The following is a 25,025-nucleotide window of genomic DNA, read 5'->3' as shown; positions in this document are numbered from 1 at the left end:
CGCCTCGGCGCGGGCGGGATCGTTCCCATCCGCCCCGGCAGCCATGCGACCGGCCGGAAGCTGTCAGCAGACCGCTCGACGGCGTCTCGCCGGTCGGCGGGGCGGGAGCGGGCAGGTGAGGCCGGGGCGCGTTGAGAGAGGCTGCGCGGTCCTAGTAGCCTTAGATCGTACCGATCGGTTCGATCTCTGCGAGGACGGATGACCCCCGAGATACCCGCGGCCAACGCCGCCGTGACGTTCGACAGCGACGGCGAGACCCTGCTGGGCGTCCTCCACCTGCCGGCCGGGCCGGGACCGCATCCGGTCGTCGTGCTGCTGCACGGCTTCCCTGGGCACGAGCGCAACTTCGACCTGGCCCAGCATCTGCGCCGGGCGGGGTACGCCGCCCTCGTCTTCCACTACCGCGGCTCCTGGGGCGTCGGCGGCTCCTGGTCCTGGGCCGGCGCCGTGGAGGACGCCGCCCGCGTCGCGGCGGCCGTACGTGAGCCGGGTTTCGCCGCCGCGCACCGCCTCGACCCGGACCGGCTGGCGCTGACGGGACACAGCTTCGGCGGCTTCGCCGCGCTGACGACCGCGGCGGCCGACCCGGGCGTCGGCGCCGTCGCGTCGGTGTCGGCGTTCGACTTCGGCTCCGTGGCGGCCGCCTGCCGGGAGGACGCGGCGCTGCGGGCGGCGTACGTCGAGGGATTCGGTGAAGACCTGCTTCCGCTGAAGGGGACCAGCGGCGCGGCCCTCGTGGACGAGATGATCGCGGCGGGCGAGGCGTGGAGCCTGTCCGCGCTCGCGCCGAAGCTCGCGGACCGGCCGGTGCTGCTCGTCGGCACGGCCGGGCGCGACCCCGTCACCCCCGCCGCCGAACACCACGACCCCGTGGTGGCCGCCTACACCGCCCATCCGGTGCCGCGCCTGGAGCACCGCGTGTTCGTCACCGATCACGCCCTTTCCGACCACCGCCTCGAACTCGCCGAGACCGTCCGCGACTTCCTCGACCGGCACCTCGGCCGCTGAACGTCAGCAGAAGACGATGGCCGCGCCCGTCGCGATCGAGTGCCGGGCGGCGGCCGTCAACTGCAGGCAGGTGAACGACTCGACGCCGTACCGGCGCCAGCCCTCCGCACCGCCCCGCAACGCCCCGGCTGCGGTCACTGTTCGCGCAGGCCCCACGGGGTGCCGTACGCGGTGAGCAGGTCGAGGAACGGCCGGGGCGGCAGGGCCTCCGGGCCCAGGACGCCGGCGCCGGACCAGACGCCGGAAGCCATCAGTTCGAGGGCCACGACCGGGTTGACGGCGGTCTGCCACACCACCGCCTGGGAGCCGTACTCGCGCATGGACCACTGGTTGTCGACCACGTGGTAGAGGTAGACCTCGCGCGGGGCGCCGTCCTTGGTGCCCTTGACCCAGGTGCCCGCGCACGTCTTGCCGCGCATGCGGTCCCCGAGGGTCGCCGGGTCGGGCAGGCACGCCGCGACCACGTCGCGCGGGGTCACCTTGACGGCGGTGCCGCCCTCTGCGGCGACCTGGACGGGCTCGGTGCGGTCCAGCCCCAGCAGATGCAGCGTCCGCAGCGTGTCGATGAACTCCGCGCCCAGCCCGTACTTGAAGGTCACCCGCTCGGCGTCGATCCAGCGGGGCACGAGCAGGACCTCCTCGTGCTCGACGTTGACGCACTCGACCGGGCCGATGCCCTCGGGGAAGTCGAACACCTCCGGCTCGCTGAACGGCGGGGTGGTGAACCAGCCCCGGCCTGCCTCGTAGACGACCGGCGGGTTGAGGCACTCCTCGATGGTGGTCCAGATGCTGAACGACGGCGCGAAGTCGTACCCCTCGACGGTGAGGTCGGCGCCGTCGCGGATGCCGATCTCCTCGATGTGGTCGAACAGTTCGTCGGCGGCGTACCGGGCGAAGACGTCCGACAGCCCCGGCTCCACCCCGATGCCGACCAGCGCGAGCCTGCCCGCCTTCTCCCACTCGGCGGCCATCTCGAACTGGGTGTCTCCCAGCTTGACCCCGCACGCCTCGTGCGGGCGCTCCGGATGCGGCCGCGACAGCGACATCGCCATGTCCAGATAGTTCGCGCCGACAGACAGCGCCGCCCGGAACAGCGGCATCACGAACCGCGGGTCGGTGGCGTTGAGCAGGACGTCGCAGCGGTGCTCGGCCAGCAGTGCCTCAACCGCGGCCTCGTCGCTCGCGTCCACCTGCCGGGCGCCGAACCGGGCGCCCGCCTCTCCCAGCGCGGCGACGGCCGCCTCCGCGCGAGACAGGTCGTAGTCGGCGACGACCATGTGCTCGAAGAAGGACCGGCGGGCCGCGATCCGGGTGATCGCCGTGCCCACGCCACCGGCGCCGACGAGCAGAACACGCATGACAAAACTCCCTTTTCAGGACAAAGGCTCCTTTGATGCACTAAATCCAACGTCACCGCCATACGAAACGTCAATGGTGTTGGCATAAGGTGGCCGGTGGTGGAGCAGGCGGAGAGGAGAGCGCGATGCCCAAGCCGGTGGTCTCGGAGTCGGCGCGCCGACGGCGCCGCCCGACGAAGAACGGGGTGGTTCTATCAGAGGACCTGATCGTGCGGACCGCGCTGCGCATGCTGCGCGAGCACGGTTCCGCCGGACTGAGCGTACGGCGGCTCGGCATCGCCCTGGGCGCCGACCCCAGCACGCTCTACCGCTACTTCGCCGGCATCGACGATCTGACCCTGGCCATCGGCGACATGCTCATCGGCCGGGCCTTGGCCGGCTGGCACGTCACCGGTGACTGGCGCGCCGACCTTCGCGAACTGGGCCTGCGCATCCACGCCGCCTACCTCGAACACCCCCAGGCCGCGGTGCTGACCGCCAGCCGCATCAGCGGCAAGTCCCAAGAGATCGCGGCAGACGAGGCGATCCTCGGGCTGCTGCGCGGCGCCGGGTTCCCCGATCGTGAGGCGGTCCGCGTCTACCACGCCTTCATCGACATGACGCTGGCCTTCGCCGCGCTGGACGCGGCGTCCCTCGCGCTGCCGGAGCAGGCGCGCAGGGCGGACGAGGCGATGTGGCAGGCGACCTACGCCCGCATGTCCCCCGCCACCCACCCCAACATCGCGGCGGTCGCGCCCCTGCTGGTGGCCGACATGAACGACAGCGCCTATCCCGCCGCGCTGGAGATGCTGCTCGCCAGCGCGGCGGGGCACTGCGAGAAGAACGGCTCCGCCGGCCACCGCTGAAGGCGTGCGCGGCCAGAGCGACGAGGCTAAGCCTTGTGGCCCCCGGGTGCGCGGAGAGTCCGGCGGACGGCGTCGCGGAGCCAGTGGTGGGCTCCGTCGGCGGCGTGGCGGGGATGCCAGGCCATGCCGATGGTCAGGGGCGGCAGCGGGAGGGGGATGTCGAGCAGGTGCAGGCCGAGGGTGGTGGCGGCGTCGGTGAGGGGCGGGGGGTCGGCGCCGGGGAATGCGGTGGGGATGAGGCAGACGACGTCGCTGCGGCCGGCGAGGCTCATCGCGGCCAGGTGGCTGGGGAGGACGACGGCCTCGACTCCGGCGTCACCCGTACGCCGGACACCGCCTCCCCCACCACCTTCGAGCAGTGGTGCGTCCAGACCCTCAAGCCCGCCGTCCTCCCCTGACGCCTACCGGCCGGGAGGCCCGTGGTCAGGCGACGGAGTGGGTGACGACGCCGGTGTACGCGCCGGAGGAGACGCCCGCGAAGGGGACCGACAGGACGAGGGTGGGATTCCAGGAGGCGTTGTTGACCCCTGCCTGCGCGGTGTGGGAGAACGCCGTCCTGGGGACGGCGAGGGTCACGCTGCTCGCGGCCGTGGGCTGGCCGGGAATGAAGGTGCCGCCGCCCTGGGTGTCGGTAGCCGGGCCGGACCAATAGCTCATGTTCGCCCGGCCGATGGTCACGACGGGGGCGGTGGTGCGGGTGTAGTCGGTCGAGGAGACCGTGGCGGTCCACACACCGGCGCCGGGGTCGCGGTGATCGGTCACCGTCACCGTACCCAGAGGCGCGCTGCGCCGGCCCCCGGGCGCCGCGCTGCCGAGGGACACCGCGACGGGGGCGGAGATCGTCAACGATCCCGCCCTGGCCAGGGTGTAGGTGGCGAGCGACGGAGCCGCGGCGGCCGGCGGACCGGGCAGGGCGCCCTGGAGAGCCGAGATCGCGAGCACGGTCGCGGTGGTGAGGGGTGTGGGTCGTAGGAGCATTCATGCCCTTCGGGAATCGTGGGGGGAGACGGCTCTGCGGCGCCGGACGACGAGGCCGGTGGCGGCGAGCCCGATCACGCCGGCGACCAGGGCGACGAGCGGCAACGGGGTGGCGGACATGGCGACCGGCCGGCCCGCCCCCGACCGGGGGAAGACGACGGTGGCCGACACCGTGCGCTTGATGAGACCGCTCTGGATGACGAGATCGGCCTTCCAGGGGCCGTCGGGCAGCCGGGGGTCCATCACGACCGCCAGCCGTCCGGTGTCCCCCGGCCGCAGCGTGACGCCAAGCTCCGCGGGGTAGGGCCCGGCGCGCAGCCCGCCCGGCCCCTCCGACAGGGACAGCGATCCGGACAGGTCCAGGGCGCGGCCGCCGGTGTTGCGTACCTGGGCGACGAGGGCCGGCCGCCCGCCGGCGTCCCGCTCGGGAGTGAGGCGGTCGATGCTCATGTCGGACGGGGGCTCGCCGCCGGGGCCGATGTCCAGGTAGACCCGGATCCCGGTGCGGCTGGCGAGTCCGAGGTTGTGCGTCGCGTCCGGCTCCGCGGTCGTCTGCGCCCAGATCACCGCATAGCGCTCACCACGCCAGGCGTCCCGGGGCACGCGGATGGTGAACCAGGCTATGCGGGTGCGGCCCGGCGCCAGGTCGATCTCGGATGGGGTGACCGTGGTCCAGGTCGACAGCTCGTTGGGGGTGCGGTCCGGCGCGAAGACGAACGCCCGGTTGCGGATGTCGGCCGCCGCCGCGTACAGCGAGACGTGCATGGGGTGGCCGCTGCTGTTGGAGACCTCGAGCCGGCGCTTGATGGTGGTGCCGGGGCTGAGGTGGTCGACCACTCCTTTGCGGGCCCGGGGATCGTCGCGGCGGGCGACGGGCGCGTCGACCAGCCGGATGCCGAGCCCTTCACCGGGGCCGTCCGTGGAGACCACGACGCCGCGCGTGACGGAAGCGGTCGCCGCGGCCGCCTGTACCGCGACCGCGCCGGAGCACAGCACGGAGAGCATGACGGCCGCGGCGCGACGCGCGTATCGGTCAGGCGACGGAATGGGTCACCGTCCCGCTGTAGGCGCCGAGGTCCGCCGACAGCGGGACGACCACGCTGATGGTCGGGTGCCAGGACGCCTGGCTGTTCCCGGTGCCGCCGGTGTAGGTCATGGCGACCCGCTGCACGTCGAGGGTCCCGCCCGGCCCCGGCGTCAGCGTGCCGTTGCCGACGATCAGCGTGCCCGGTCCGGGCGTGTAGGTCGTCGCGGACGCCGGAACCGTGTCGGTCGGGCTCACGAAGCCCGTGGACGAGACACGGGCCGTCCAGTCGGAGGTCGGGACGCCGCCGCGGGCGTCGGTCACCGTGACGGTGCCGATCGGCCCGCTGACGCTGCCGCCCGGCGTCGTGCTGCCCAGGCTCACCGGACCAGCGGGCGCCGTGATCGTCAACGCGCCCGAGGTGACCGTGAAGGTCACCGTCGTGTCCGCGGCGTCGGCCTGGCCGGTGAGCATGGCCAGCGCAAGCGCGGCCCCCGACATCAACGCGAGCGGCCTGAGTCGCATACTTCATCCCCGCCTATGTGAACGCCCCGGCAGGGGCGGCAGTAACACTGATCACCTGCAGGGCATCACGCTAAGAAGCCGGGGTCACCGTCGCGCAGCCGACGCGCGCGTGCGTACGGGCCTCCGATCCGATCGGGACGAAAGCTTGAATCGCCGCGACAGCCGGAACCGCGACCCTGCGGGGCCGGAGCCGATCGCGTCCCGCCGCCCGGTCACCCGTCCGTACGGCCCGGGCCGAAGGGGCGATCGCCGCGGAGGGTGATGCGGTGCATCACCCGGTGCGCGTCACCGTAGTCGCGGTTGGCGTAGTGGGCGGTGCTCCGGTTGTCCCACATCGCGACGTCCCCGACCCTCCAGCGGTGACGCACGATGTGCTCGGGCTTGGTGAGGTGGGCGTAGAGCAGGTCCAGGATGGCCCGGCTCTCGGCCTCGGACACGCCGACGATGTGGGAGGTGAACCCGGGGTTGACGAAGATCCCCTTGCGGCCGGTCTCCGGGTGGACGCGGACCACGGGATGCTCCACCGGCTCCAGCCGGGTGACGATCTCGCCGTCCCAGACGTTGCCCTCGCCGCCGCGGCGCTGGGCCAGGTAGTAACCGAACTCGCGGTTGCCGTCGTGGACCGCGGTGAGCTGGTCGGCCAACTCCTTCACCGGGGCGGACAGGGAGTCGTAGGCCAGCTGGCTGTCGGCCCAGCTCGTGTCGCCGCCGGTGGGCGGGAGGATCACGGCGCGCAGGATGGAGCCGAGCGGCGGGCGGGGCATGAACGTGACGTCGGTGTGCCAGACGTCGGCGAAGCCGTTGTCGGCGCTGTCGAGGGCGTAGATCTCGGGATGCGCCTCGTCGACGCCGCCGACGACCGGGTGGGAGGCGGTCAGCTCGCCGAGACGGCGCCCGAGCGCCACCTGCCCGTCGTCGTCCAGGCTCTGCTCGCGGAAGAACAGCACCTTCCGATCGACCAGGGCGGCACGCACCGCGGCCAGTTCCTCGTCGGTGGCGGTCGCCAGATCCAGCCCCTCGACCTCGGCGCCGAAGTGGGGCCCGAGGGGCCGCAGGTCCAGCTTCACGGCGGTCGGTGTGGTCATCTCACTCTCCTCGTGGTTGGTTGGTGCGGTGCTTCACGCCGCGGCGGCCCGTACGGCATGGCCGACCTCGGCGCGGAGCGCGGCGTACTCGGGAAGGGCGCGCAGTTCGTCCGGTTCCACCCCGGTGCGCGGGAGGTCGACGTCCAGGTCGAGCGCGATCCGGCCCGGCCGGCGGGTGAGCACGACGACGCGGCTGCCGAGGAACACGGCCTCCTCGACGCTGTGGGTGACGAACACCGACGTGCGGCCGGTCTGCGCGCTCACCCGGCGCAGGTCCTCCTGGAGACGCTCGCGGGTGAGCGCGTCCAGGGCCGCGAACGGCTCGTCGAGCAGCAGCAGCGGATCGTCGCCCGCGAGCGCCCTGGCGATCGCCACGCGCTGCTGCTGCCCTCCCGAGATCTGCCAGATCCGGCGGTCCGCCACGTCGTGCAGGCCCACCCGTTCCAGCAGCTCCGGCACCCGGCGGGCGCGCTCGGCACGGGGCACGCCCGCGTAGCGCAGGGCCAGCTCGACGTTGCCGCCCACGGTCTTCCACGGGAACAGGCGCGGCTGCTGGAAGACCATGCCGGCGCCCCTGCCGGGGACGGGCTCGGCCCCGCCGGTCCGTACGGTGCCGGAGGTGGGCCTCTCGAAGCCCGCGACGAGGCGCAGCAGCGTGCTCTTGCCGCATCCGGACGCACCGACGAGCACGAGGAAGGCGCCGGGAGGGACGGTCAGGGAGATCGGCCCGAGGGCGGCGACCGGACCTCCCGCGCCGCCGTAGACGTGTTCGACCTCGTGCAGGTGGACGGCGGCGACGTCCTTGTCCGCCGTGGCCGGGGCGGCGGCCGGGTCAGGACGCGAGGGCACCGGGAAGCCCCTTGGTGTAGATCGCCCGCTCCACCGTGGCGAGGTCGGGCACCGCGTCGATCTTCTGCTGGTCCTTGAGGAACTGCGCCGCGCTCACCAGGTTCTGCGCCAGGCCGCCGGCCTTGTCCGGCGTGCCGAGCCACTCGGGCGAGGCCAGATCGGCCGGCTTGAGGAAGACGCCCTGGCTGAGCTGCGCCTTGGCCTCGTCCTTGCCGAGGTTGAGCTCCGCGCCCACCGCCTGGGCCGCGGCGTCGGGATCGTCCACGATCAGGTCGAGCGCCCTGGCCTCGACCTTGCGCCAGGCGTCGACCGCGTCGGGGTGCGCCTGGATGAACGCGGTGGACACCACGCCCAGGTCGAGGGTCGGCTTGCCCGCGGTCGCCAGCTCACGGCTGCTGATGAGCGTCTTGCCGGTCTTCTTGATCTCGTCCAGCGTCGGCAGCCAGACGTACGCGGCGTCGATGTCGCCGCGGGTCCAGGACGCCAGGATGTCCTGCGGCTCCAGGTCGATCAGGTTCACCGCGGACTCCGGCACCCCCGCCTTCTCGAGCGCGGCGAGCAGGCTGTAGTGGGACGTCGAGGCGAACGGCGTCGCCACCTTCTTGCCGCGCAGGTCCGCCACGGAGGAGATGCCGGTGCCGTCGCGGGCGACCAGGGCCTCATTGTCACCGGCCACGTCGAGCACGAACGCCACCTGATAGGGGATGTTCAGCGGCGCGGACAGCCCGCGCGCGACCGGGCTCGACCCGATGGCCGCGATGTCCACGCTCTTGGCCACGAAGGCGGTGTTGATGCTGGCGCCGGAGTCGAACTTGATCCACTTGATCGTGTAGCCGGGCAGCGCCTGCTCCAGCCACCCCTTGTTCTTCACGATGAGGTCCCCGCTGGGGAACGCCTGGTAGGCGACGCGGATGGTGCGGTCCGCCGTACCATCGCCGCCTCCGCCACCGCCTCCGCCGGAGGCGGTGCCGTTGCCGCACGCGGCCAGGACGGCGGCCGTCGCGGCGGCCAGGGCGACGGAGAGCAGGCGCGTGAGACGTGGTCGTGACATGGCGGAGAGTTCCTTTTGCGCTGGTTGTGCACTGGTCTTGCATGGGGGCGAGGGGTCGATGAGGCTGACGGGGGCGAGAGGGTGGTCAGGCGCGGCCGCGCCAGGGGATGAGCCGGGTCTCCGCGGCGCGCAGCAGGCCGTCGATCAGCAGTCCGGACAGGCCGATGGCGAGCAGTCCGAGCACCACGACGTCGGTCTGCAGGTAGCGCTGGGCGTCGCGGACCATCCCGCCGATGCCGGGCACGCCGTTGACGGTCTCCGCCGCGACGACCGAGGAGTACGCGATCCCGACGGCCAGCCGGACACCGGTGAAGATCTCCGGCAGCGCGGCGGGCAGCACCACGTCCTTGATCACGTCCCATCGCGAGGCGCCCAGTGCCCTGGCCGCCTCCACCAGGCCGGTCGGCGCGCCGTGGACGGCCGCGGCGGTTGCCACGGCGACCGGCGGGAGCGCGGCGATGGCGAGCAGCCACAGCTTGGGCGTCTCGTCGATGCCGAACCAGATGATGAGCAGGCTGAAGTACGCCAGCGGAGGCAGGGCCCGTACGAAGGTCACGACCGGCTCGGCCACGAGGCGGATCCACGGCACGGCGCCCAGGACGACGCCGAGGACGAGCCCCGCCGCCACGCCGAGCGCCGAGCCGATGAGGATGCGGCGCAGGCTGATGCCCAGGTGCTCGACGAGCAGGTGACCGCTGTAGCCGCGGACGCCGTCGTGGGTGGTGGACAGCAGGACGAGCTGGTCCCACACGGCCCGGGGCGCGGGCACGAACGACGGGTTGCCCGCCGCTGCCGCCGCCAGCTGCCACAGCGCGAGCAGTGCGAGCAGCGACAGCACCCGCACGCCGATCCGGCGGGCCCTGCGCCCCCGCCCGGCCGGCGCCGGGGCGGCAGGCGTTCCTTCTGCGGGCGGCGGACCGGCGGACTCGGGCGCCTCGTCCGGCGTCAGGAGGCTGGGGGCGGCGGAGACGGATCTGGAGGGGGATGACGTCACAGTGGTCGCTCCGGGAGGAGGGCTCCGGGCCGCGCCGCTCGATCGCGGGCACGGCACGGCAACGGAAGGAGGACGTCCGGCGAAGATGACCGCGCCGGACGGGAGGTCGAGTTCAGGAGCGACAGACCGAGCCGTTCAGACGGCACAGGTCGACGTGCAGACGCCGGACCAACCACGATGCCGTAGACACAGGTATTTCCTACCAAATTTGTAGGGTGATGGCAATCGAACATCGGGCGGAGAGCGTTGCCGTTGGCGCCCCTCCCCAGCCGTGCGCCGCGGCCGAGGCCGCACGGCGCTCCGGTCGGCCCGTCGCCGACCCCTCTACGACGTCCTGGCCATCAAGATCGAATTTTTCGCCGGCGCGGTCGAGGCGGAGTACCGGGCGGAACTGTTCGCCGAGGCCGAAGTGATCGTCGAGGACGTGATGGCCTCGTTCGAGTCGGCCTATCTGTCGGTCGTCGAGGCCACGCTCGGCGACGCGGCCGAGGAACTCGACCTGCTCGACGCGGCCCTGTCCGCTGCGGACGCCGCCGCCGTCCTGGTGGACACGCTGTCGGGGATAGTGCGGGAGAAGGCGGAGCTATGGGATCACGAGCGCGCCATGACCGCCGTTATGTCCCCTCCCCCAAGGCGTTCGCGCGAGCGGTCTTCGCCCCCTCGCCCACCAGGTAATGCACTGTCGCCCCCGGCAAAGTGGGCAGCTCGGCCCAGTGGGTGATCGGCTCGTCACAGCCAGGCGGGTCGTCACGGTCCCGGCCGTAGGGCAGGCGGACGACCCCGTCAGAGTCGACGAAGCAGTCGCGGTACTCACGCCCGTCCTCAGCGAAGTGACGGGTGGTGAAGTACATCGGTCTCACCAGCCAGAATTCCTGTCCGGCGTCCGGATCGCGGTCGTCCGCATCGTCGGACGCGTAACGGCCCGCGATCGCGGCGGCCACGGGCATTCCGTCCCCCGGCAGCCTCTGCCGTGGGTCCACCCACTCCACCTCCGCGCGCATGTCCATCCCGGCTCCGATCTTTTGTCAGGTACGGCCAATTTCGGAGTCCTGCCCTTGCCCCCTCCGCTCAGCGCCGGAAACTCGCGCGTGCAGGGCATGCACATCAGGTTCTCAGCTCTGAACGCGTCGGTCGTACTCCATTTGATGCCTTTGGATTTCGTCCGCGTTGTCAACCGTCCAGTCGTACAACCGGCCGAACGGCTCGCGCAGCGACTCGCCGAGCGGCGTGAGCGAGTACTCGACCCCGACCGGCGAGGTGGGTAGCACGCGGCGCGCGATCATCCCGTTGCGCTCCAGGCGGCGCAGGGTCTGGGTCAGGACCCGCTGGGTGACGCCCTCAAGGCGGCGCTTGAGCTCGTTGAACCGCCTGGGCTCGTTGAGGACCGCCATCACCATCATCGACCACTTGTCGGCGATCTGGTCGAGGATGGGGCGGCTGGGGCAGTCGGCGCGGTAGACGATGTCTGCTGAGGTGCCGGCTTCGGGAATGGCCATATCGGTATCCTTCGCGATCCTTGAGATGCCGAAAGTGCGTTATTGACGGTTGGTTGCCCGCCGCCGCATCGTAAGTATGCATCGGGAACCTAGGTGCACACCAGATACGGATCGGGGATCTCCATGAACGACGCCTACACGACCCTGCGGGTGAGCCGCGAAGCCGGCATCGCCCGCGTCACCCTCGACAATCCACCCGTCAATGTCTTGGATGTCGCCCTGATGGGCGACATCCGGCGCCTGCTGACCGCGCTGCGGGACGACGACTCGGTTCGGGTCATCGTGTTCGACAGTGCCAATCCTGAGTTCTTCATCGCCCACGTCGACATGTCGCTTGGTGACACGCCGGACGCGCTCGACAAGATCGCGCAAGACCTCCCGGATGGTGTCAACGTTTTCCAGGCTTTGGGGGAACTGCTGCGGCACCAGCCCCAGGTGACCATCATCGAGCTCGCCGGGATGGCGCGCGGCGGCGGGGCGGAGTTCGTCGCCTCCGCGGACATGACGTTCGCGGCGATCGGCCGTGCCGGGATCGGCCAGATCGAAGCTCTCATGGGCATCGTCCCCGGCGGAGGGGGCACGCAGTATCTCGTCACCAGGGTCGGCCGCAACCGCGCACTGGAGGCGGTGCTGAGTGCCGACCTGTACGACGCCGAGACCGCGGAGCGCTACGGCTGGGTCAACCGGGCCGTCCCCGCCGATGAACTCGACGACGTCGTCGACCGACTCGCCCGCAACATCGCCGCATTGCCCGAGGGCGTGATCGCGGCGGCCAAGCGCGCCATCCTGCCGGAGGACCTGGCCGAGGGGCTCCTGCGGGAGAACGACGCCTGGACGGGACAGATCATTCGCCCTGCGGCCACAGAGCTGATCCGCGACGGACTCGCCCACGGCGCCCAGACCCCCGACGGCGAACGCGATCTGGAGGGCCTCCTCCGGCGACTCGCCGGTTAGGACCTGGAGGGACGACGCGGCCCGGTTCTCGGCCCGGCACCTGAAGTGAGGCCGGGCCGTCAGGCCAGCAGCAGACGGTAGGCGGTGTCGGCCAGGATGGCGCTCATTGAGGTAGGAGTGGATCCTGCCCACCCGCAGATGCCATAACTGACCGGGGCTGCTGGTGAGGCAGTCCCATTGGATCACGGCTGCCCCGTTCGCCGTGCTGGAGTTCCCGATGGTCATGCACTTGCCCGGGCTCCGCACGCCCGTCCCACGGCCGCGACGCCGGCGTAATGCGGGTTATGGTCGTGCAATGCCTGACCCGATCTTCGCCCACCCTCGCCTGGCCGCCGTCTACGACGCCTTCGACGGCGACCGCGACGACCTGAGCGCCTATCTCGGCATCGCCGACGAACTGGGCGCGGACCGCGTGCTCGACGTCGGGTGCGGAACGGGGTGCCTGGCGATTCTGCTCGCCGGCAGCGGACGCACGGTCATGGGCGTCGACCCCGCCGAAGCGTCGCTTCGAGTCGCCAGATCGAAGGATCGGACCGGAAGGATCACCTGGGTCCGCGGCGATGCCACCAAGGTTTCGGCGTTCGACGCCGATCTCGCCGTGATGACGGGGAACGTGGCGCAGGTCTTTCTCACCGACGACGACTGGACGCGGACTCTCCGGGGCGTCCACGGCGCGCTTCGCCCCCGAGGCCACCTTGTGTTCGAGACCAGGCGCCCCGAACGCCGGGCGTGGGAAGAGTGGGCCTCGGACACCGGTCCGGTCGTCCTCGACCTCCCGGAGGCCGGGGTCGTGGAGCGGCGCCTCGAGGTCACCGACGTGAGCCTGCCGTCGGTGTCCTTCCGCTACACCTACACCTTCCTGGCGGACGGCGCGGTCGTCACGTCGGACTCGACTCTCCGGTTCCGCGAGCGGGACGAGGTGGAAGCGAGCCTGGCCGCGAACGGCTACCGGGTGCTGGACGTGCGGGACGCCCCCGATCGCCCGGGCCGCGAGTTCGTGTTCGTCGCGCAGCGTGCGACGTGAAGCACGTCAGTGGTCGCCGGCGTCGGTGAGGATGCGGCGGGCCTGGCGGACGACGGCCTCGTCGACGAAGCGGCCGTCGGCGAGGGCGACCGCGCCCTGGTCGGCGGCGGAGACGACCTCCAGGGCGGCCACGATCTCCTCCCTGGTCGGGCGGTAGGCCGCCGCGATCACCGGGAGCTGGATGGGGTGGATGGCCGCCCGGCCGCGAAAGCCCATGGCCCGGCCCGCGGCGCAGGACGCGGCCAGGCCGTCGAGGTCGCGGACGTGCGGATACACCGACTGGGCCGGGGCCGGCAGCCCCGCCGCCCGGGCCGCGACCACGATGCGGGAACGCGCCCAGGCCAGGCCCGCCTCGTCGGTCACGCCGAGGTCGGCGCGCAGGTCGGCCTCGCCCAGGCCGATCCCGGCGACGGCCGGTGAGGCGGTGGCGATCTCGAAGGCGCGCTCCAGCCCGAGGGCCGACTCGACGATCGGGCGCAGCGGCACGCCCGGCACCGCGTCGGCGATCCAGCGGACCTCGTCGGCCGACTCCACCTTGGGGACGCGCAGGCCGCCGCTGCCGTGCAGCAGCGTTCCGAGCGCGTGCAGGTCGGCCTGGCCGTACGGCGTGCGCACGTCGTTGACGCGGACCTCCACGCGCGGATGCGGCGTGGCCAGCAGGGCGACGACTCCGGCCCGGGCGACGCCCTTGTGCTCCGGGGCGACCGCGTCCTCCAGGTCGACGACGACCACGTCCGCCTCGCCGCCGAGCGCCTTGGCGATCCGGTCCGGGCGGTCGGCGGGCACGTACAACCACGTCAGGGGGGTGGCAGAAGGACCAGAAGAAGGCCCGGAAGCAGGCACGGCGTCAACTCCTCGCGAATCCCCCGCACCCCTTTCCTGAAGATCAGCGCTCATGCCCGATCACGGTGTGACATGTCACACCACTCCCTTGGCGCGCAGCGCCTCGATCTCCACGCCGGTCAGGCCGAGGCCGTGCAGGATCTCGTCGGTGTCGGCGCCGTGCGGGCGGCCGGTCCACCGGATCCGTCCCGGAGTCTCCGACAGCCGGAACATCACGTTCTGCATCCGCAGCGGGCCCAGCTCGGGGTCCTCCACCGTGGTCACCGCGTCGAGCGCGCGCAGCTGCGGGTCGGCCAGCACGTCGCGCACGTCGTAGATCGGCGCCACGGCGGCCTCCGCCTCCTCGAACGCCCGCAGCACCTCCTCCCGGGTCCGCTCCCCGACCCACGCCGCCACGGCCGCGTCGAGCTCGTCCGCGTGCGCCACCCGGCCCGAGCCGGTGGCGAACCACGGCTCGTCCACCAGGTCGGGCCGCCCGACCAGGCGCATCACCCGTTCGGCGATGCTCTGCGCCGAGGTGGAGACCGCGACCCAGGAGCCGTCGCGGCACCGGTAGGTGTTGCGCGGCGCGTTGTTGACCGAGCGGTTGCCGGTGCGCGGGGGCACGACGCCGAGCCGGTCGTAGATGGTCGGCTGGGCGCCGAGCACGGTCAGGATCGGCTCGATGATCGACAGGTCGACGACCTGCCCGTGCCCCGACCGCAGGGCCGTCATCACGGCGAACGCGGTGGCCAGCGCGCAGATGCCGTCCGCGAGCCCGAACGGCGGCAGCGTGGGCGGCCCACCGGGCTCCCCCGTCATCGCGGCGAACCCGCTCATCGCCTCGGCGAGGGTGCCGAAGCCGGGCCGCCTGGCGTACGGGCCGAACTGGCCGAACCCGGTGACCCGGGCGAGCACCAGGTCGGGGTTGACCTCGCTGAGCCGGTCCCAGGACAGGTTCCAGCGCTCCAGCGTGCCGGGGCGGAAGTTCTCGATGAGCACGTCGGCGTCCTCGACGAGCCGGACCATCAGGTCCTGGCCCTCCTCGGTGGACAGGTCGAGCGTCATCGTCCGCTTGTTGCGGCCGAGCATCTTCCACCACAACCCCTCGGGCCCGTGCCCTCGCGACGGGTCCGGCCTGCGCGGGTGCTCCACCTTGACGACGTCCGCGCCGTAGTCGCCGAGCAGCATCGCCGCGGTCGGCCCGGCGAACAACGTCGCGGCGTCGATCACCCGTACGCCGTCGAGCGGCCCGTTCCGTCCGCCCTCCATGGTCACAGCCCCTCCAGAAGACGGTCGATCTCGTGGCGGTGCGGCATGGAGGTGCTGGCGCCCTCCCGCTGCACCGACAGCGCCGCCGCGGCCGAGGCGAAGCGCAGCGCCCGCGCGGGGTCGGCCCCCTCGGTCCTGGCCACGGCCAGCGCCCCCGCGAAGGTGTCCCCCGCCGCCGTGGTGTCAACCGCCCGCACCGGTACGGCGGCCTCGCGCAGGCGAGTGCCGTCGCGCGAGCCGTACAGCGCGCCCCGGGCGCCCAGGGTGACGACGGCCTCGGGGACCAGGCCGAGCAGCGCCTCCAGCGCGTCCCGGGGATCGTCGCGGCCGGTGAGGGCCGCCGCCTCATGCTCGTTGGGCACGATGAGGTCGACGGCCTCGAGCAGTTCGGCGGGCAGCGGCACCGCCGGGGCCGGGGTCAGGATCACCTCGGCCCGGGACGAAACAGCACGGGGAACGTGAGCCGCCGCCACAACGGCGTCCATCGGCAGCTCCAGTTGCAGCAGCAGCGCGCCGGACCGGCCGATGACCTCCGCGTCCCGCCCGGCGGGCCCCGTGACCGCGCCGTTCGCGCCGGGCACCACGATGATCGAGTTGTCGCCGCCGTCCTGCACGACGATGTGGGCGACGCCCGAGGGGCCGGGCACGACCCGCAGCCCGGCCGTGTCCACGCCCGCCTCGGCGAGCGCGGCGCGCAGCCCCGGCCCGAACGCGTCGTCGCCCACGGCACCGAGGAAGGCCACGTCGGCCCCCGCGCGGGCCGCGGCGATCGCCTGGTTGGCCCCCTTGCCGCCGGGAATCGTGCGGAACTCCCGGCCCGTGATGGTCTCCCCCGGCTTGGGAGCCTGGGCGACATACGCCACCAGGTCCATGTTGGCGCTGCCGAACACCGAGATCACAGTCGGTCCCCTTCGATGAGCGCGAGCGTGCGGGCGGCGAGCGACGCGGTGGAGACGCCGTCGAAGCCGGGCAGGCTGCTGGCCAGCCGGTCCCGGGTCGTCCACCGCTCCGGGACGCCGCCCGCCAGCGCCCCGGCGATCGACCCAGCCGTGGCGGCGGCCGAGTCGGTGTCCCAGCCTCCCGCCACCGCAGCGCCGACCGTCGCGGCGAAGTCCCCGGCGCCGTGGACGAGGGCCGCCGCCAGCAGCGCCGCGTTGTTGACCGTGTGCACCCAGTGGAGGTGCCCGTGCCGCGCGTACAGCCGGTCCACGACCCGCTCGAAGTCCGGCTCCGCCGCGGCGTCCGCGACGGCCTGCCGTACGGCTTCGGCCAGGCGCGAGCCGGGCGGCACGACCGACAGCCCCGCCTCGATCACCTCGCCCACGCCCCCGGCCACGAGCGCCTGCGCGCACATGGCGGCGGCGAACATCGCGCCGTAGATCCCGTTGGCCGTGTGACTGAGCCGGGCGTCCCGCCACGCCCGGGACGCGGCCGCCGCCGGGTCGCCCGGATTGGCCCAGCCGTACACGTCGGCCCTGATCAGCGCGCCGATCCACTCGCGGAACGGGTTCCGATGGACGGCGGTCGCGGGGGGTTCGAGACCCATGAGCAGGTTGCGGTACGCCGCCCGCTCCGCGGTGAAGACCCGCCCGGCGGGCAGCGCGTCGAGCCAGGTCTGCGCCACGTCCTCGGTCGTGAAGTCCCGTCCGTGCCGTTCGAGCACGGTGAGCGCGAGCAGCGCGTAGTTGAGGTCGTCGTCCTCGGGCACCCCGTCGATGTTCTCGGCGAGGCTGGTGGCCGCGCTGCGGCGGTTCCACGGCCACCGCTCCGCGATCTCCGGCGGCAGCGCCTTCGCGGTGAACCAGCCGCGGATCGGCCAGTTGCCGGTCGCCTCGGCGATGGCCCTGATCCCCTCGCGGGGGATCTTCTCCACGGGCTTGCCCAGGAGGCATCCGGCCGCCCTGCCCCGCCAGGCTCCGCGTACGCGGTCGGGCGCCGGACGGATCTGCGGGCGGGAGGCGGGCCAGTCCGGGCAGCTCGCGACGATCTCCTCGAACCCCGAGGGCTCGGGCAGCGGCGAGGGGATCGCCGCGAGTTCGTCGAGCAGCTCCCCGGCCAGCGTGCGCAGCTCTTCAGTGGCGGGCCCGGCGGAGGCGCCCGCCCGGGGCGGCGCGTCGTGTCCCCCGGCGGCGTGCCAGCGGTCGCCGATCGCCGCCACCTCCGGGAGCACCCCACGGCCGTCCTCGGCCGCCTGCCGCAGCTCGTGGCCGACCAGGTCCTCCGGCTGCACCCACGTCAGCCGGATCATCGCACCTCTCCCTCCCCGTGCGGCGCGAGCAGGACGTCGAAGGCGGCCTCGTGGGCGCGGCGGCGCTCCCGGTCGGCCCGGTGCACCCGCCGCGCCACCTCCGCGAGCGCCAGCCCCGGCCCGACCAGGTCCGTACGGCTGGCCGTCGCCACCTGCTCCAGCCAGCCGGCCGGGACGGCGGCCCGCCCGCCGAGCGCCCCGGCGACGGCCCCGCCCATCGAGGCGATCGAGTCGGCGTCGCGCCCGTAGTTGACGCCGCCGAGCACGGTCTCGCGGTAGTCGCCCTTGGCCATCACCAGGAACGCGAGCGCGAGCGGCAGCTCCTCGATGCTGTGCAGCCGACTCGGCCGCCGCGCCCCCAGGCCCTGGTCGCGGTAGGTCTCGGCCACCGTGTCGTACGGCCGGACCGCCGCCCGCAGGGCCTCGAACGAGCCCTCCCAGTGTCCGAGCCCCCGGGCGACGGAGCAGACCGCGTCGATCGCGGCCCGGGTGCCGTCGCGGGCGAGCCGCAGGCAGGTGGCGACGACCGAGTCGGGCGTCGCCCCCGGCCGCATCGCCTCGGCGACCGCCGCCGCGAGCACCCCCGCCGCCTCGCGGCCGTAGCTCGACTGGTGCGCCCCGGCCAGGTCGATCGCCTCGGCGTACGCGCCGTCGGGGTCACCCGCGTTGACGACGCCGACCGGAGCCATGTACATCGCGGCGCCGCAGTTGACGATGTTGCCGACGCCGGCCTCGCGGGGGTCGGCGTGGCCGTAGTGCAGCCGCAGCACGAGCCACTTCTCGGCGAGGAACACCCGGTGGAGCGGCAGCGCCTCGGCCTCCAGCTCGGGGATCCAGCGCTTCTCCCCCATCATCTCGGGCACCAGGTGCTCGGCGGCGGCGTAGGCGTCGAGGTGGCCGCCGACCCGCTCGTACACCCGGATGAGGGCGTGCGTCATCAACGTGTCGTCGGTGACGTGGCCGTCCCCCTTGTGGTACGGCGCGATCGGGCGGGCGTTGCGCCAGTCCTCGTTGAAGGGAGGGACGACGCCGCGGACACGGCCCCCGTAGCGCTCCTGGATCTGCTCGGGCGTCCATCCCTCGGTGGCCCCGCCGAGCGCGTCGCCCACCGCGGCGCCCGCCACACACCCGACCGCCTTGTCGGCCAGCACATCGGCCGGCGGGTCCTCCAGCGGCGTCATCAAGTCCTCCCCCTTGTCCATACGCGTGACGTCGGTCTCTACGCCTGATGCGACGGGCCTCATACGAGTCGCCCGGCGATGTCCAGCAGGTCGGTTCCCGCGAGCTCCGGCAGGCAGCAACCCGCCAGGGTGCGGACCCGCTCGCGCCAGGCGGCGGGCAGCGCGTCGTGCCCCGCGGCGCAGCCGAGCAGCGCGCCCGTGAGCGCGGGCGCGGAGTCGGCGACCGGCGCGAGGCAGGCCGCCGCCGAGACGCCCGCGCCGAACGCCTCCGCGCTGAACTCCTCCACACCGGGCGTCCCTCCGGCGGAGGAGACGGCGGCGTCCGCGAGGGCCAGCGCGATCGGCACCGTCTGCGCGGCGGCGACGCCGTAGCTGTAGACGTGGTCGAGCACGGCGGCGTCCAGGGCCGGGACGGCGGCGAAGGGCGATCCGGCCGCCCGCGCCGCCGCGAGCGCCTCGCGCGCCGCGTGCCCGATGGCCGTGCCGGCCGGCAGCGCGCCGAGCGCCGCCTCCACCGCGTCGGCCATCCGCGCGCCGTCCACCAGCGCCGCCACCGCACGGGCCATCGCGACTGCGGCGAGCACGCCGTCCTCCGCGTTGGTGACGCACGCGTCCTCCAGCGGGTCCAGCCCGGCCGCGCCGAAGGCGACGGCCCGCACGGCCGCCGCGTCGTCGAAGTGGTGGGGGTTGTCGTGCCCGCTGGCGGGCGGGCGCTTGCCTGCCGCCAGGTTGTCGAGCGCCGCCCACACCGAGACGCGCGCCCGGACGTCGTCGCGGCCCGCGAGGCGGCCGAACGCCTCCGCCCGGTCCTCCCGGATCGTCAGGGCCGTCCAGGCCAGCCACTCGGCGTCGTCCGACGGGCCGACCGCCAGCGGCGCCACCGGCTGGTTCAGCGCGAACGGCACCGGCAGCGTGGTGACCTGGTGCTCCTCGGCGAACGCGTCGAGTTCCCGGTGCAGCCGCCTGCTCCAGCCCGCCAGCAGGGTGGACCGGTGCCGGGCCGCCGGCCACCCGGCCGCGTCGCCGGCGGCGAGACCGGCGAATGTCCCCTTCACACGGTCAAACCTCTCCCCCGATGACATGTGGTCCTACATTCCTTTCACGATCTCGTCGGCGACGTCGCGGACGTCCCGTCCGGCGACCACGGGCAGGCACCGGCCCGCCACCGGGCCGATGCGCTCGGCCCAGCGCGCGGGCACCGCCGCCTCGCCGCGGCCCGCCCCCGCGAGGGCCCCGGCGACGGCGGCGGTGGTGTCGGCGTCCCTGCCGAGGTTGGCCGCCGTGACGACCGACGCCTCGACCTCCCCGCCGCCCGCCGCGTAGGCGGCGAACGCGAGGGCGACCGCCTCGGGCGCCAGGTCCGTCCACGGGTAGTGCGCCACCACGACCGTGTCGTGCAGGGCACGTCCCAGGAGGGCGCGGGGCGTGCGGGCGGCGACGTCGAGCGCGGCGCGGAGGTTGCGGGCCGTCCAGGAGTCCTCCGGGACCGCCCGCAGGGCCGCCTCGGTCACCTCGCCGGGCGGGGCGCCGGTCATCGCGACCGCGACCGCCGCGGCCACCGCCCGGCCGCCGAGTATCCCCTCGCCGGTGTGGCTCACCCGCCCGTCGGTCTCCGCCAGCCGCGCCGCCTCGTCCGGGTCGCCCGCCGCGAAGATCCCGTACGGCGCGGCCCGCATGGCCAGGCCGTCGGACCAGCCGTGGGCGTGCCACCGGCCGGTGAGCGGCGGCTCCAGGCCGCGGCGCAGGGCCTCGACGGTGCCGAGCTCGGAGAATCCCGCACCGCGCATCGGCCCGTCGAGCCGCGCCACGATCTCCTCGCGCCAGGCCCGCGCCACGTCCTCGGAAGTGAGCGCGTGGCCGTGGCGCAGGAGCACGGTGGCGGCGAAGATCGTGTACTCGGTGTCGTCGGTGCCGCCGCGCTCGATCTCGGTGAGCACGCCCCACCGGTTGGCGATCTCCTCCGGAGCGAGGTTCTCCGCAGGAGCGCCCAGGGCGTCGCCGGCGGCGAGGCCGAGCAGACAGCCCCGGGCGCGGTCGCGGACGGAGATCACCGGGTGTACCGCTCCAGCACCTTGTTCCCCTCCTCGACGAGCCGCTTGGCCAGCTCGTCCAGGCTGATCTTGTCGGCGAAGTACTCCTGCATCGCCGGCGTGGCCACCTTGCTCTTCCACTCGTCGAACCCGTTCACCTTGAGGAACGGCGCGACGACGAGGTCCTTCGCGGAGGCGGTGGCGACGTCCCAGCCGTTCTCCTTCGTGGTGAGCGCGGGGTCCTGCGCGGCGGTCGTGCTGGTGGGCAGCAGCCAGTCACCCTTGGCCAGCTTCGCCTGGTTGGGGCCGTTCAGGAAGTAGGCGATGAACTTCAGCGCCTCGTCGGGCTGCTTGCTGTCGGCCGCGACCGACAGCGTCTGGGAGACCGCTCCCTGCTGGGAGCTCTGCCCCTTCAGCGGCGGCAGCGTGACCCACTCGAACCCGCTCGGCGCCTGCTCGGCGACCTGCTGGCGCAGGTACACCCCGGCCGGGACGATCGCGTACTTGCCGGCGAAGAAGCCCGGCAGCGGGTCGGCGGTGCCCATGCCGAGCGCGGACGGGTCGGCCGACTTGTCGGTGTAGAGCTGGTCGTGGATGCGCTGGAGCACCTCGCGCTCCTGCGGCCCGACCTTCACCGTGGTCTTGCCGTTCTGCGTGTCGAAGAAGGTGCCGCCGAAGTTGAGCGCCAGGTTCAGCACCTTGTTGACCGGCGACTTCATCGGCCAGGCCACGCCGTACGCGCCCTTCTTGGTGAGCTTCTTCGCCACGTCGGCGAACTCGTCCCACGTCCACGGGGAGTCCGGGGAGGGCACCCGCACGCCGGCGCCGTCGAGCAGCTTCTTGTTGGCGATGAGCACCTGCGACTCCTGCAGGAACGGCACGCCGTACACGCCCTGGCCGCTCTTGCCGTCGGAGAAGGTGACCGTGTCCCACGCGGCCTGCGGGATGTCGCTCTTCAGCTCGGCGGGGACCTTGCCGGTGAGGTCGAGCAGGAAGCCCCGCGAGGCGAAGCTCGACAGCGCCGGGGAGTCGTCGTGGATGACGTCCGGCGGGTCGCCGGCCTCGAACGACGTCACGAGCTGGTCGTTGACGTTGTCCCAGCTCCCCTGGACGTACTCGACCTGGATCTCCGGATTCGCCTTGTTCCAGTCGGCGACGATCTGCTTGTTGGCCTCGATCGACTCCTTCTGCCAGGCCAGGCTGAGGAAGCGCAGCTTCACCGGCTCCCCGGACGCGGCGTCGCCGCCACCGCCGTCACCGCCGCTCCCGCATCCCGCGGCGAGCGCGACCGCCGCCACAGCCAGCGCGGCACCCAATCTCTTCATTGAGACCTCCTATCAAAGGTCGCCATGCGGGTCAGCCCTTGACGGCCCCGGCCATCAGGCCGGACCGCAGGCGCCGCTGGATGATCGCGAAGAAGACGAGGCTCGGCACCGTCGCGAGCAGCGACGCCGCCGCCAGCGGGCCGAGCCGGGCGACCCCCTCCGGGCCGACGAAGCGCACCAGCGTCAGCGGAAGGGTCTCCACCTCGGGATCCTTGAGGATCACGAGGGCGAACAGGAACTCGTTCCAGGACGAGATGAAGCTGAACAGCAGCGTCGCGACCACGCCGGGCGCGAGCAGCGGGGCGACGACGGCGACCAGCGCGCGCAACCGCCCCGCGCCGTCCACGGCCGCCGCCTCCTCCAGCTCGCGCGGCACCGCCCGCACGTATCCGCGCAGCATCCACAGCGCGAACGGCATGACGAACGTGACGTGCACGACCGTGAGCCCGGCGAGGGTGTTCACCAGCTCCAGCCGGCGCAGCACCATGAACAGCGGAATGATGATCAGGACGACCGGGAAGACCTGGCTGACCAGCACCCAGCCGATCGCGATCTTTCCGGCCGTGCCGCGGAACCGGGCCAGCGCGTACGCCGCGGGCAGCGCGAGCGCCACCGTGATCAGGGCGGTGGCGACCGCGACGACGAGGCTGCGCAGCCCGGCGCCGACCAGGTCCTGCTCCGCGAAGGCGTCGGCGAAGTTGGCCAGCGTGGGCCGGCGCGGGATCCACGTGGGGTCGAGGGCGGCCATCTCCTGCGGCGTCTTCAGCGCCGTGGACAGCAGCCACAGCAGCGGGAACGCCAGGAACACGACGTATCCCAGCAGGGCGAGGTACTTCAGCGCGCGGGTCATGTCAGTCTCCCTCCCGCGCCTGCCGCCACAGGTACAGGCCCAGCACGGCCAGCACGACGATCGTGATCGCCACGCCGAGCGTCGCGGCGTACCCGAAGAAGCCGTACCGGAACGCCTCCTCGTAGGCGAACAGCATGGGCAGCCTCGTCCGCCCGCCCGGCCCGCCCTGGGTGAGCACGTAGACCAGGCTGAACTGGTTGATGTTCCACACGAAGTCGAGCGAGGTGATGGCCACGATGACGGGCCGCAGCTGTGGCAGCGTGACGTTCCAGAACCGCCGCCAGGTGCCCGCGCCGTCCACGCTGACCGCCTCGTACAGCTCCCTGGGCACGCTCTGCAGGCCGGCGAGCAGCACGACCGTGGTCTGCGGCATGCCGGTCCAGACCCCCACGACGATGACCGCGGGCAGCGCGAGGGAGAAGTCGTGCAGCCAGTCGACGTTCGTGCCGAACAGGCTGTTGAGCAGGCCCGCGTCCGGGTGGTACACCAGCCGCCACATCAGGCCGACCACCACCGGCGGCATGGCCCACGGCACGACCGCCAGCACCCGGGCGACGCCGCGCAGGCGCAGGTCCTGGTTCAGCAGCAGCGCGAGCCCCAGCGAGGCGAGGAACTGCAGCACGGTCACCGACAGGCCCCAGATGAGGCCGATCCGGAACGACTCCCAGAAGTCGCCGTCCGACAGCAGCTCGGCGAAGTTCTCCAGGCCCACGAACGAGGTCTCGGTGTTGCGGCCGGACCGCGCGTCGGTGAAGGCCAGCAGGATGCCGTAGACCAGCGGGCCCACGCTGAAGACCAGCACCGGCACGAGCGCGGGGAGCAGCAGCACGAGCCCGCCCCCGGACCGCGGCCCGCGCCGCGACCCGCCTCCTGCGCGGCCGTACGGCCGCCCTGCGACCGCGGTCACCGGGCACCTCCCGGCGACGTCCCGGGAAGGGTGGTCGAGCCGCGGATGGTGAGGCTCGGCCGCACGACCGCCACCCGCGGCTCGCGCGGGCCGCTCTGCAGCCGGTCGAGCAGCAGCCCGGCCGCCGCCCGGCCGCGCTCGGCAGAGCCGAGCGAGACGCTGGTCAGCGTCGGCCAGGTCACCGAGGCGAGGTCGGTGTCGTCCATGCCGACCACCGCCACATCGCCGGGGACGTCCCTGCCCTGCTCGCGCAGCACGTCGAGCGCGCCGAGCGCGATGAGGTCGTTGGCGCACATCAGCGCGTCGACGCCGGGCACGCGCGACAGCAGCGCCCGCGCGGCGCGCGCGCCGCTGTCGCGGTAGAAGTCGCCCACCTCGACCAGGTCCTCGTCGTACGGCAGGTCCAGCGCCTCCAGGGCCTCCCGGTAGGCCGCGGCGCGGGCGGCGCCCGGAACGGTGTCGAGCGGGCCGTTGAGGAAGCCGATGCTCCGCCTGCCGATGGCGTACAGGTGGTCCAGCGCGAGCCGGACGCCGGTCCTGGAGTCGGTCCGCACGTTGTCCACCAGCGCGCCCTCCGGCATGTCCTCCGGCAGCGAGCCGATGACGACGACGGGGGCGCGCGCGGCGACGATGGCCTCGACGTGCTCCTCGGTCACGCCCCGCAGCGGGCTGATGATGAGTCCGTCCACGTAGCGCTCGCGCAGCCCGCGCAGCACGCCGAGCTCGTCCTCGGCGTCGCCGTCCGTGGAGTGGATCAGGAGCCGGTAGCCGGCCTCCTTCAGCACCGGCTGGATCTCGCGCACCATCGCCACGTAGACCGGGTTGCCGATATCGGCCATCGCGAAGGCGATCTGGTCGGTGCGGCGGTTGCGGAGCGAACGGGCGACCGAGTTGGGGACGTAGCCGAGTTCGTCGGCCGCGCGCATGACGCGCCGCACGGTGTCCTCGCGCGTCGGCAGCCCGTTGAGCACCCGTGACACCGAGGCGATCGACACACCGGCGCGTTGCGCGATCGTGGTGATCGTGGGACCCTCGGTCAACGGCACCTCACTTGGAAGAGAGTGTCCTGTAATCGTTTACCGGCTGGTAGCGCACAGCGGTCTGTAAACGTTTACGGCCGGATGAGTCCATATCAAACCGGGTCCCTTGGAGAGCGTCAAGTAACGAACATGTAAACCGCCTAGATCACCAAGCCGCAA

Annotated in this window: 29 protein-coding genes; 5 read left to right on the top strand and 24 right to left on the bottom strand. The window is 72.9% G+C overall.

The window, feature by feature from the left end:
* Positions 1-198: 198 nt before the first annotated feature.
* A complete protein-coding gene (locus ACQEVJ_RS14295; protein ID WP_433101014.1) occupies positions 199-1,008 on the top strand; it encodes an alpha/beta hydrolase family protein in 810 nt (269 codons plus the stop codon).
* A gap of 3 nt (positions 1,009-1,011) precedes the next feature.
* Here ACQEVJ_RS14295 and ACQEVJ_RS14290 read toward each other — a convergent pair whose 3' ends face one another.
* Together ACQEVJ_RS14290 and ACQEVJ_RS14285 are read right to left on the bottom strand one after the other, a co-directional pair.
* Entirely contained in the window at positions 1,012-1,146 is a 135-nt protein-coding gene (locus ACQEVJ_RS14290; protein ID WP_433101012.1) for a hypothetical protein, read from the bottom strand.
* The gene (locus tag ACQEVJ_RS14285) at positions 1,143-2,366 is read right to left on the bottom strand and encodes a saccharopine dehydrogenase family protein (RefSeq protein WP_433101010.1); all 1,224 of its coding nucleotides are present in this window, start codon (positions 2,364-2,366) and stop codon (positions 1,143-1,145) included. Before ACQEVJ_RS14285 ends, ACQEVJ_RS14290 begins: the two co-directional genes overlap by 4 nt.
* A 125-nt stretch (positions 2,367-2,491) precedes the next feature.
* Here ACQEVJ_RS14285 and ACQEVJ_RS14280 point away from each other — a divergent pair, with 125 nt between their 5' ends.
* On the top strand, positions 2,492-3,211 hold the full coding sequence (locus ACQEVJ_RS14280; RefSeq protein ID WP_433101008.1) for a TetR/AcrR family transcriptional regulator: 720 nt from the start codon (positions 2,492-2,494) through the stop codon (positions 3,209-3,211).
* Between the two features lie 26 nt (positions 3,212-3,237).
* Here ACQEVJ_RS14280 and ACQEVJ_RS14275 read toward each other — a convergent pair whose 3' ends face one another.
* The 9 genes from ACQEVJ_RS14275 to ACQEVJ_RS14235 all read right to left on the bottom strand — a co-directional run bounded on the left by ACQEVJ_RS14275 (position 3,238) and on the right by ACQEVJ_RS14235 (position 9,907).
* The gene (locus tag ACQEVJ_RS14275; protein WP_433101006.1) at positions 3,238-3,483 is read right to left on the bottom strand and encodes a hypothetical protein; all 246 of its coding nucleotides are present in this window, start codon (positions 3,481-3,483) and stop codon (positions 3,238-3,240) included.
* Positions 3,484-3,634: 151 nt separating this feature from the next.
* Positions 3,635-4,189 carry a hypothetical protein gene (locus tag ACQEVJ_RS14270; RefSeq protein ID WP_433101005.1) on the bottom strand — a complete coding sequence of 185 codons (555 nt, stop codon included), beginning with the start codon at positions 4,187-4,189 and terminating at the stop codon, positions 3,635-3,637.
* A complete protein-coding gene (locus ACQEVJ_RS14265) occupies positions 4,190-5,194 on the bottom strand; it encodes a hypothetical protein (protein WP_433101003.1) in 1,005 nt (334 codons plus the stop codon).
* 28 nt (positions 5,195-5,222) lie between these two features.
* Positions 5,223-5,738, bottom strand: coding sequence for a hypothetical protein (locus ACQEVJ_RS14260; protein ID WP_433101001.1), 516 nt, complete (start codon positions 5,736-5,738; stop codon positions 5,223-5,225).
* Between the two features lie 212 nt (positions 5,739-5,950).
* Positions 5,951-6,823 carry a TauD/TfdA dioxygenase family protein gene (locus tag ACQEVJ_RS14255; RefSeq protein WP_433100999.1) on the bottom strand — a complete coding sequence of 291 codons (873 nt, stop codon included), beginning with the start codon at positions 6,821-6,823 and terminating at the stop codon, positions 5,951-5,953.
* A gap of 33 nt (positions 6,824-6,856) precedes the next feature.
* The gene (locus ACQEVJ_RS14250) at positions 6,857-7,672 is read right to left on the bottom strand and encodes an ABC transporter ATP-binding protein (RefSeq protein WP_433100997.1); all 816 of its coding nucleotides are present in this window, start codon (positions 7,670-7,672) and stop codon (positions 6,857-6,859) included.
* A complete protein-coding gene (locus tag ACQEVJ_RS14245) occupies positions 7,656-8,723 on the bottom strand; it encodes a taurine ABC transporter substrate-binding protein (protein WP_433100995.1) in 1,068 nt (355 codons plus the stop codon). The genes ACQEVJ_RS14250 and ACQEVJ_RS14245 overlap by 17 nt, the downstream gene beginning before the upstream one ends.
* An 85-nt stretch (positions 8,724-8,808) precedes the next feature.
* Positions 8,809-9,717 (bottom strand): ABC transporter permease, encoded by a 909-nt coding sequence (locus tag ACQEVJ_RS14240; protein WP_433100993.1) that lies wholly within the window; start codon positions 9,715-9,717, stop codon positions 8,809-8,811.
* Positions 9,718-9,829: 112 nt separating this feature from the next.
* Entirely contained in the window at positions 9,830-9,907 is a 78-nt protein-coding gene (locus tag ACQEVJ_RS14235) for a putative leader peptide (protein ID WP_433112724.1), read from the bottom strand.
* Positions 9,908-9,988: 81 nt separating this feature from the next.
* On the opposite strand from ACQEVJ_RS14235, the gene ACQEVJ_RS14230 reads away from it, so the two are divergent.
* On the top strand, positions 9,989-10,438 hold the full coding sequence (locus ACQEVJ_RS14230) for a hypothetical protein (protein WP_433113349.1): 450 nt from the start codon (positions 9,989-9,991) through the stop codon (positions 10,436-10,438).
* On the opposite strand, the gene ACQEVJ_RS14225 is transcribed toward ACQEVJ_RS14230, so the two are convergent.
* Together ACQEVJ_RS14225 and ACQEVJ_RS14220 are read right to left on the bottom strand one after the other, a co-directional pair.
* Positions 10,332-10,664: an AQJ64_40280 family protein gene (locus tag ACQEVJ_RS14225; RefSeq protein WP_433112722.1), complete on the bottom strand. Its 333-nt coding sequence runs from the start codon at positions 10,662-10,664 to the stop codon at positions 10,332-10,334. The genes ACQEVJ_RS14230 and ACQEVJ_RS14225 overlap by 107 nt on opposite strands.
* Positions 10,665-10,829: 165 nt before the next feature.
* A complete protein-coding gene (locus ACQEVJ_RS14220; protein WP_433100991.1) occupies positions 10,830-11,213 on the bottom strand; it encodes a winged helix-turn-helix transcriptional regulator in 384 nt (127 codons plus the stop codon).
* A 123-nt stretch (positions 11,214-11,336) separates the two neighbouring features.
* On the opposite strand from ACQEVJ_RS14220, the gene ACQEVJ_RS14215 reads away from it, so the two are divergent.
* Positions 11,337-12,167, top strand: a complete 831-nt coding sequence (locus tag ACQEVJ_RS14215; protein ID WP_433100989.1) for an enoyl-CoA hydratase/isomerase family protein — start codon at positions 11,337-11,339, stop codon at positions 12,165-12,167.
* 295 nt (positions 12,168-12,462) lie between these two features.
* Positions 12,463-13,191 (top strand): class I SAM-dependent methyltransferase, encoded by a 729-nt coding sequence (locus ACQEVJ_RS14210; protein WP_433100987.1) that lies wholly within the window; start codon positions 12,463-12,465, stop codon positions 13,189-13,191.
* A 6-nt stretch (positions 13,192-13,197) separates the two neighbouring features.
* Here ACQEVJ_RS14210 and ACQEVJ_RS14205 read toward each other — a convergent pair whose 3' ends face one another.
* The 11 genes from ACQEVJ_RS14205 to ACQEVJ_RS14155 form a co-directional block, all read right to left on the bottom strand.
* Complete coding sequence (locus ACQEVJ_RS14205; protein WP_433100985.1) at positions 13,198-13,977, bottom strand: HpcH/HpaI aldolase/citrate lyase family protein; 780 nt, start codon at positions 13,975-13,977, stop codon at positions 13,198-13,200.
* A gap of 132 nt (positions 13,978-14,109) precedes the next feature.
* Positions 14,110-15,285 carry a CaiB/BaiF CoA transferase family protein gene (locus ACQEVJ_RS14200; RefSeq protein ID WP_433112719.1) on the bottom strand — a complete coding sequence of 392 codons (1,176 nt, stop codon included), beginning with the start codon at positions 15,283-15,285 and terminating at the stop codon, positions 14,110-14,112.
* Positions 15,286-15,287: 2 nt separating this feature from the next.
* Positions 15,288-16,184, bottom strand: a complete 897-nt coding sequence (locus tag ACQEVJ_RS14195) for a ribokinase (RefSeq protein ID WP_433100983.1) — start codon at positions 16,182-16,184, stop codon at positions 15,288-15,290.
* The gene (locus tag ACQEVJ_RS14190) at positions 16,181-17,533 is read right to left on the bottom strand and encodes an ADP-ribosylglycohydrolase family protein (RefSeq protein WP_433100981.1); all 1,353 of its coding nucleotides are present in this window, start codon (positions 17,531-17,533) and stop codon (positions 16,181-16,183) included. The genes ACQEVJ_RS14195 and ACQEVJ_RS14190 overlap by 4 nt, the downstream gene beginning before the upstream one ends.
* Positions 17,530-18,714: an ADP-ribosylglycohydrolase family protein gene (locus tag ACQEVJ_RS14185; RefSeq protein WP_433100979.1), complete on the bottom strand. Its 1,185-nt coding sequence runs from the start codon at positions 18,712-18,714 to the stop codon at positions 17,530-17,532. Before ACQEVJ_RS14185 ends, ACQEVJ_RS14190 begins: the two co-directional genes overlap by 4 nt.
* 59 nt (positions 18,715-18,773) lie before the next feature.
* Complete coding sequence (locus ACQEVJ_RS14180; RefSeq protein ID WP_433100977.1) at positions 18,774-19,769, bottom strand: ADP-ribosylglycohydrolase family protein; 996 nt, start codon at positions 19,767-19,769, stop codon at positions 18,774-18,776.
* A 33-nt stretch (positions 19,770-19,802) separates the two neighbouring features.
* Positions 19,803-20,765, bottom strand: coding sequence for an ADP-ribosylglycohydrolase family protein (locus ACQEVJ_RS14175; protein ID WP_433100975.1), 963 nt, complete (start codon positions 20,763-20,765; stop codon positions 19,803-19,805).
* On the bottom strand, positions 20,762-22,069 hold the full coding sequence (locus ACQEVJ_RS14170; RefSeq protein WP_433100973.1) for an ABC transporter substrate-binding protein: 1,308 nt from the start codon (positions 22,067-22,069) through the stop codon (positions 20,762-20,764). The genes ACQEVJ_RS14175 and ACQEVJ_RS14170 overlap by 4 nt, the downstream gene beginning before the upstream one ends.
* 31 nt (positions 22,070-22,100) lie before the next feature.
* Positions 22,101-22,919: a carbohydrate ABC transporter permease gene (locus tag ACQEVJ_RS14165; protein ID WP_433100971.1), complete on the bottom strand. Its 819-nt coding sequence runs from the start codon at positions 22,917-22,919 to the stop codon at positions 22,101-22,103.
* Between the two features lies 1 nt (position 22,920).
* Positions 22,921-23,826 (bottom strand): carbohydrate ABC transporter permease, encoded by a 906-nt coding sequence (locus tag ACQEVJ_RS14160; RefSeq protein ID WP_433100969.1) that lies wholly within the window; start codon positions 23,824-23,826, stop codon positions 22,921-22,923.
* Entirely contained in the window at positions 23,823-24,866 is a 1,044-nt protein-coding gene (locus ACQEVJ_RS14155; protein WP_433100967.1) for a LacI family DNA-binding transcriptional regulator, read from the bottom strand. Before ACQEVJ_RS14155 ends, ACQEVJ_RS14160 begins: the two co-directional genes overlap by 4 nt.
* Between the last annotated feature and the right edge of the window lie 159 nt (positions 24,867-25,025).

This window comes from Microbispora sp. CA-102843 (genome assembly GCF_050936215.1).
Lineage (GTDB): Bacteria > Actinomycetota > Actinomycetes > Streptosporangiales > Streptosporangiaceae > Microbispora.
This window is presented reverse-complemented; position numbering and strand designations above follow the sequence as displayed.

Excerpts from the sequence above, each read along its gene's own strand:
- ACQEVJ_RS14200 (WP_433112719.1), bottom strand. The coding sequence starts at position 15,285 with ATGGAGGGCGGACGGAACGGGCCGCTCGACGGCGTACGGGTGATCGAC.
- ACQEVJ_RS14265 (WP_433101003.1), bottom strand. The coding sequence starts at position 5,194 with ATGCTCTCCGTGCTGTGCTCCGGCGCGGTCGCGGTACAGGCGGCCGCG.
- ACQEVJ_RS14185 (WP_433100979.1), bottom strand. The coding sequence starts at position 18,714 with ATGACGCCGCTGGAGGACCCGCCGGCCGATGTGCTGGCCGACAAGGCG.
- ACQEVJ_RS14270 (WP_433101005.1), bottom strand. The coding sequence starts at position 4,189 with ATGCTCCTACGACCCACACCCCTCACCACCGCGACCGTGCTCGCGATC.
- ACQEVJ_RS14260 (WP_433101001.1), bottom strand. The coding sequence starts at position 5,738 with ATGCGACTCAGGCCGCTCGCGTTGATGTCGGGGGCCGCGCTTGCGCTG.
- ACQEVJ_RS14255 (WP_433100999.1), bottom strand. The coding sequence starts at position 6,823 with ATGACCACACCGACCGCCGTGAAGCTGGACCTGCGGCCCCTCGGGCCC.
- ACQEVJ_RS14165 (WP_433100971.1), bottom strand. The coding sequence starts at position 22,919 with ATGACCCGCGCGCTGAAGTACCTCGCCCTGCTGGGATACGTCGTGTTC.
- ACQEVJ_RS14210 (WP_433100987.1), top strand. The coding sequence starts at position 12,463 with ATGCCTGACCCGATCTTCGCCCACCCTCGCCTGGCCGCCGTCTACGAC.
- ACQEVJ_RS14280 (WP_433101008.1), top strand. The coding sequence starts at position 2,492 with ATGCCCAAGCCGGTGGTCTCGGAGTCGGCGCGCCGACGGCGCCGCCCG.
- ACQEVJ_RS14245 (WP_433100995.1), bottom strand. The coding sequence starts at position 8,723 with ATGTCACGACCACGTCTCACGCGCCTGCTCTCCGTCGCCCTGGCCGCC.
- ACQEVJ_RS14215 (WP_433100989.1), top strand. The coding sequence starts at position 11,337 with ATGAACGACGCCTACACGACCCTGCGGGTGAGCCGCGAAGCCGGCATC.
- ACQEVJ_RS14285 (WP_433101010.1), bottom strand. The coding sequence starts at position 2,366 with ATGCGTGTTCTGCTCGTCGGCGCCGGTGGCGTGGGCACGGCGATCACC.
- ACQEVJ_RS14190 (WP_433100981.1), bottom strand. The coding sequence starts at position 17,533 with ATGATCCGGCTGACGTGGGTGCAGCCGGAGGACCTGGTCGGCCACGAG.
- ACQEVJ_RS14295 (WP_433101014.1), top strand. The coding sequence starts at position 199 with ATGACCCCCGAGATACCCGCGGCCAACGCCGCCGTGACGTTCGACAGC.
- ACQEVJ_RS14170 (WP_433100973.1), bottom strand. The coding sequence starts at position 22,069 with ATGAAGAGATTGGGTGCCGCGCTGGCTGTGGCGGCGGTCGCGCTCGCC.
- ACQEVJ_RS14220 (WP_433100991.1), bottom strand. The coding sequence starts at position 11,213 with ATGGCCATTCCCGAAGCCGGCACCTCAGCAGACATCGTCTACCGCGCC.
- ACQEVJ_RS14225 (WP_433112722.1), bottom strand. The coding sequence starts at position 10,664 with ATGCCCGTGGCCGCCGCGATCGCGGGCCGTTACGCGTCCGACGATGCG.
- ACQEVJ_RS14275 (WP_433101006.1), bottom strand. The coding sequence starts at position 3,483 with ATGAGCCTCGCCGGCCGCAGCGACGTCGTCTGCCTCATCCCCACCGCA.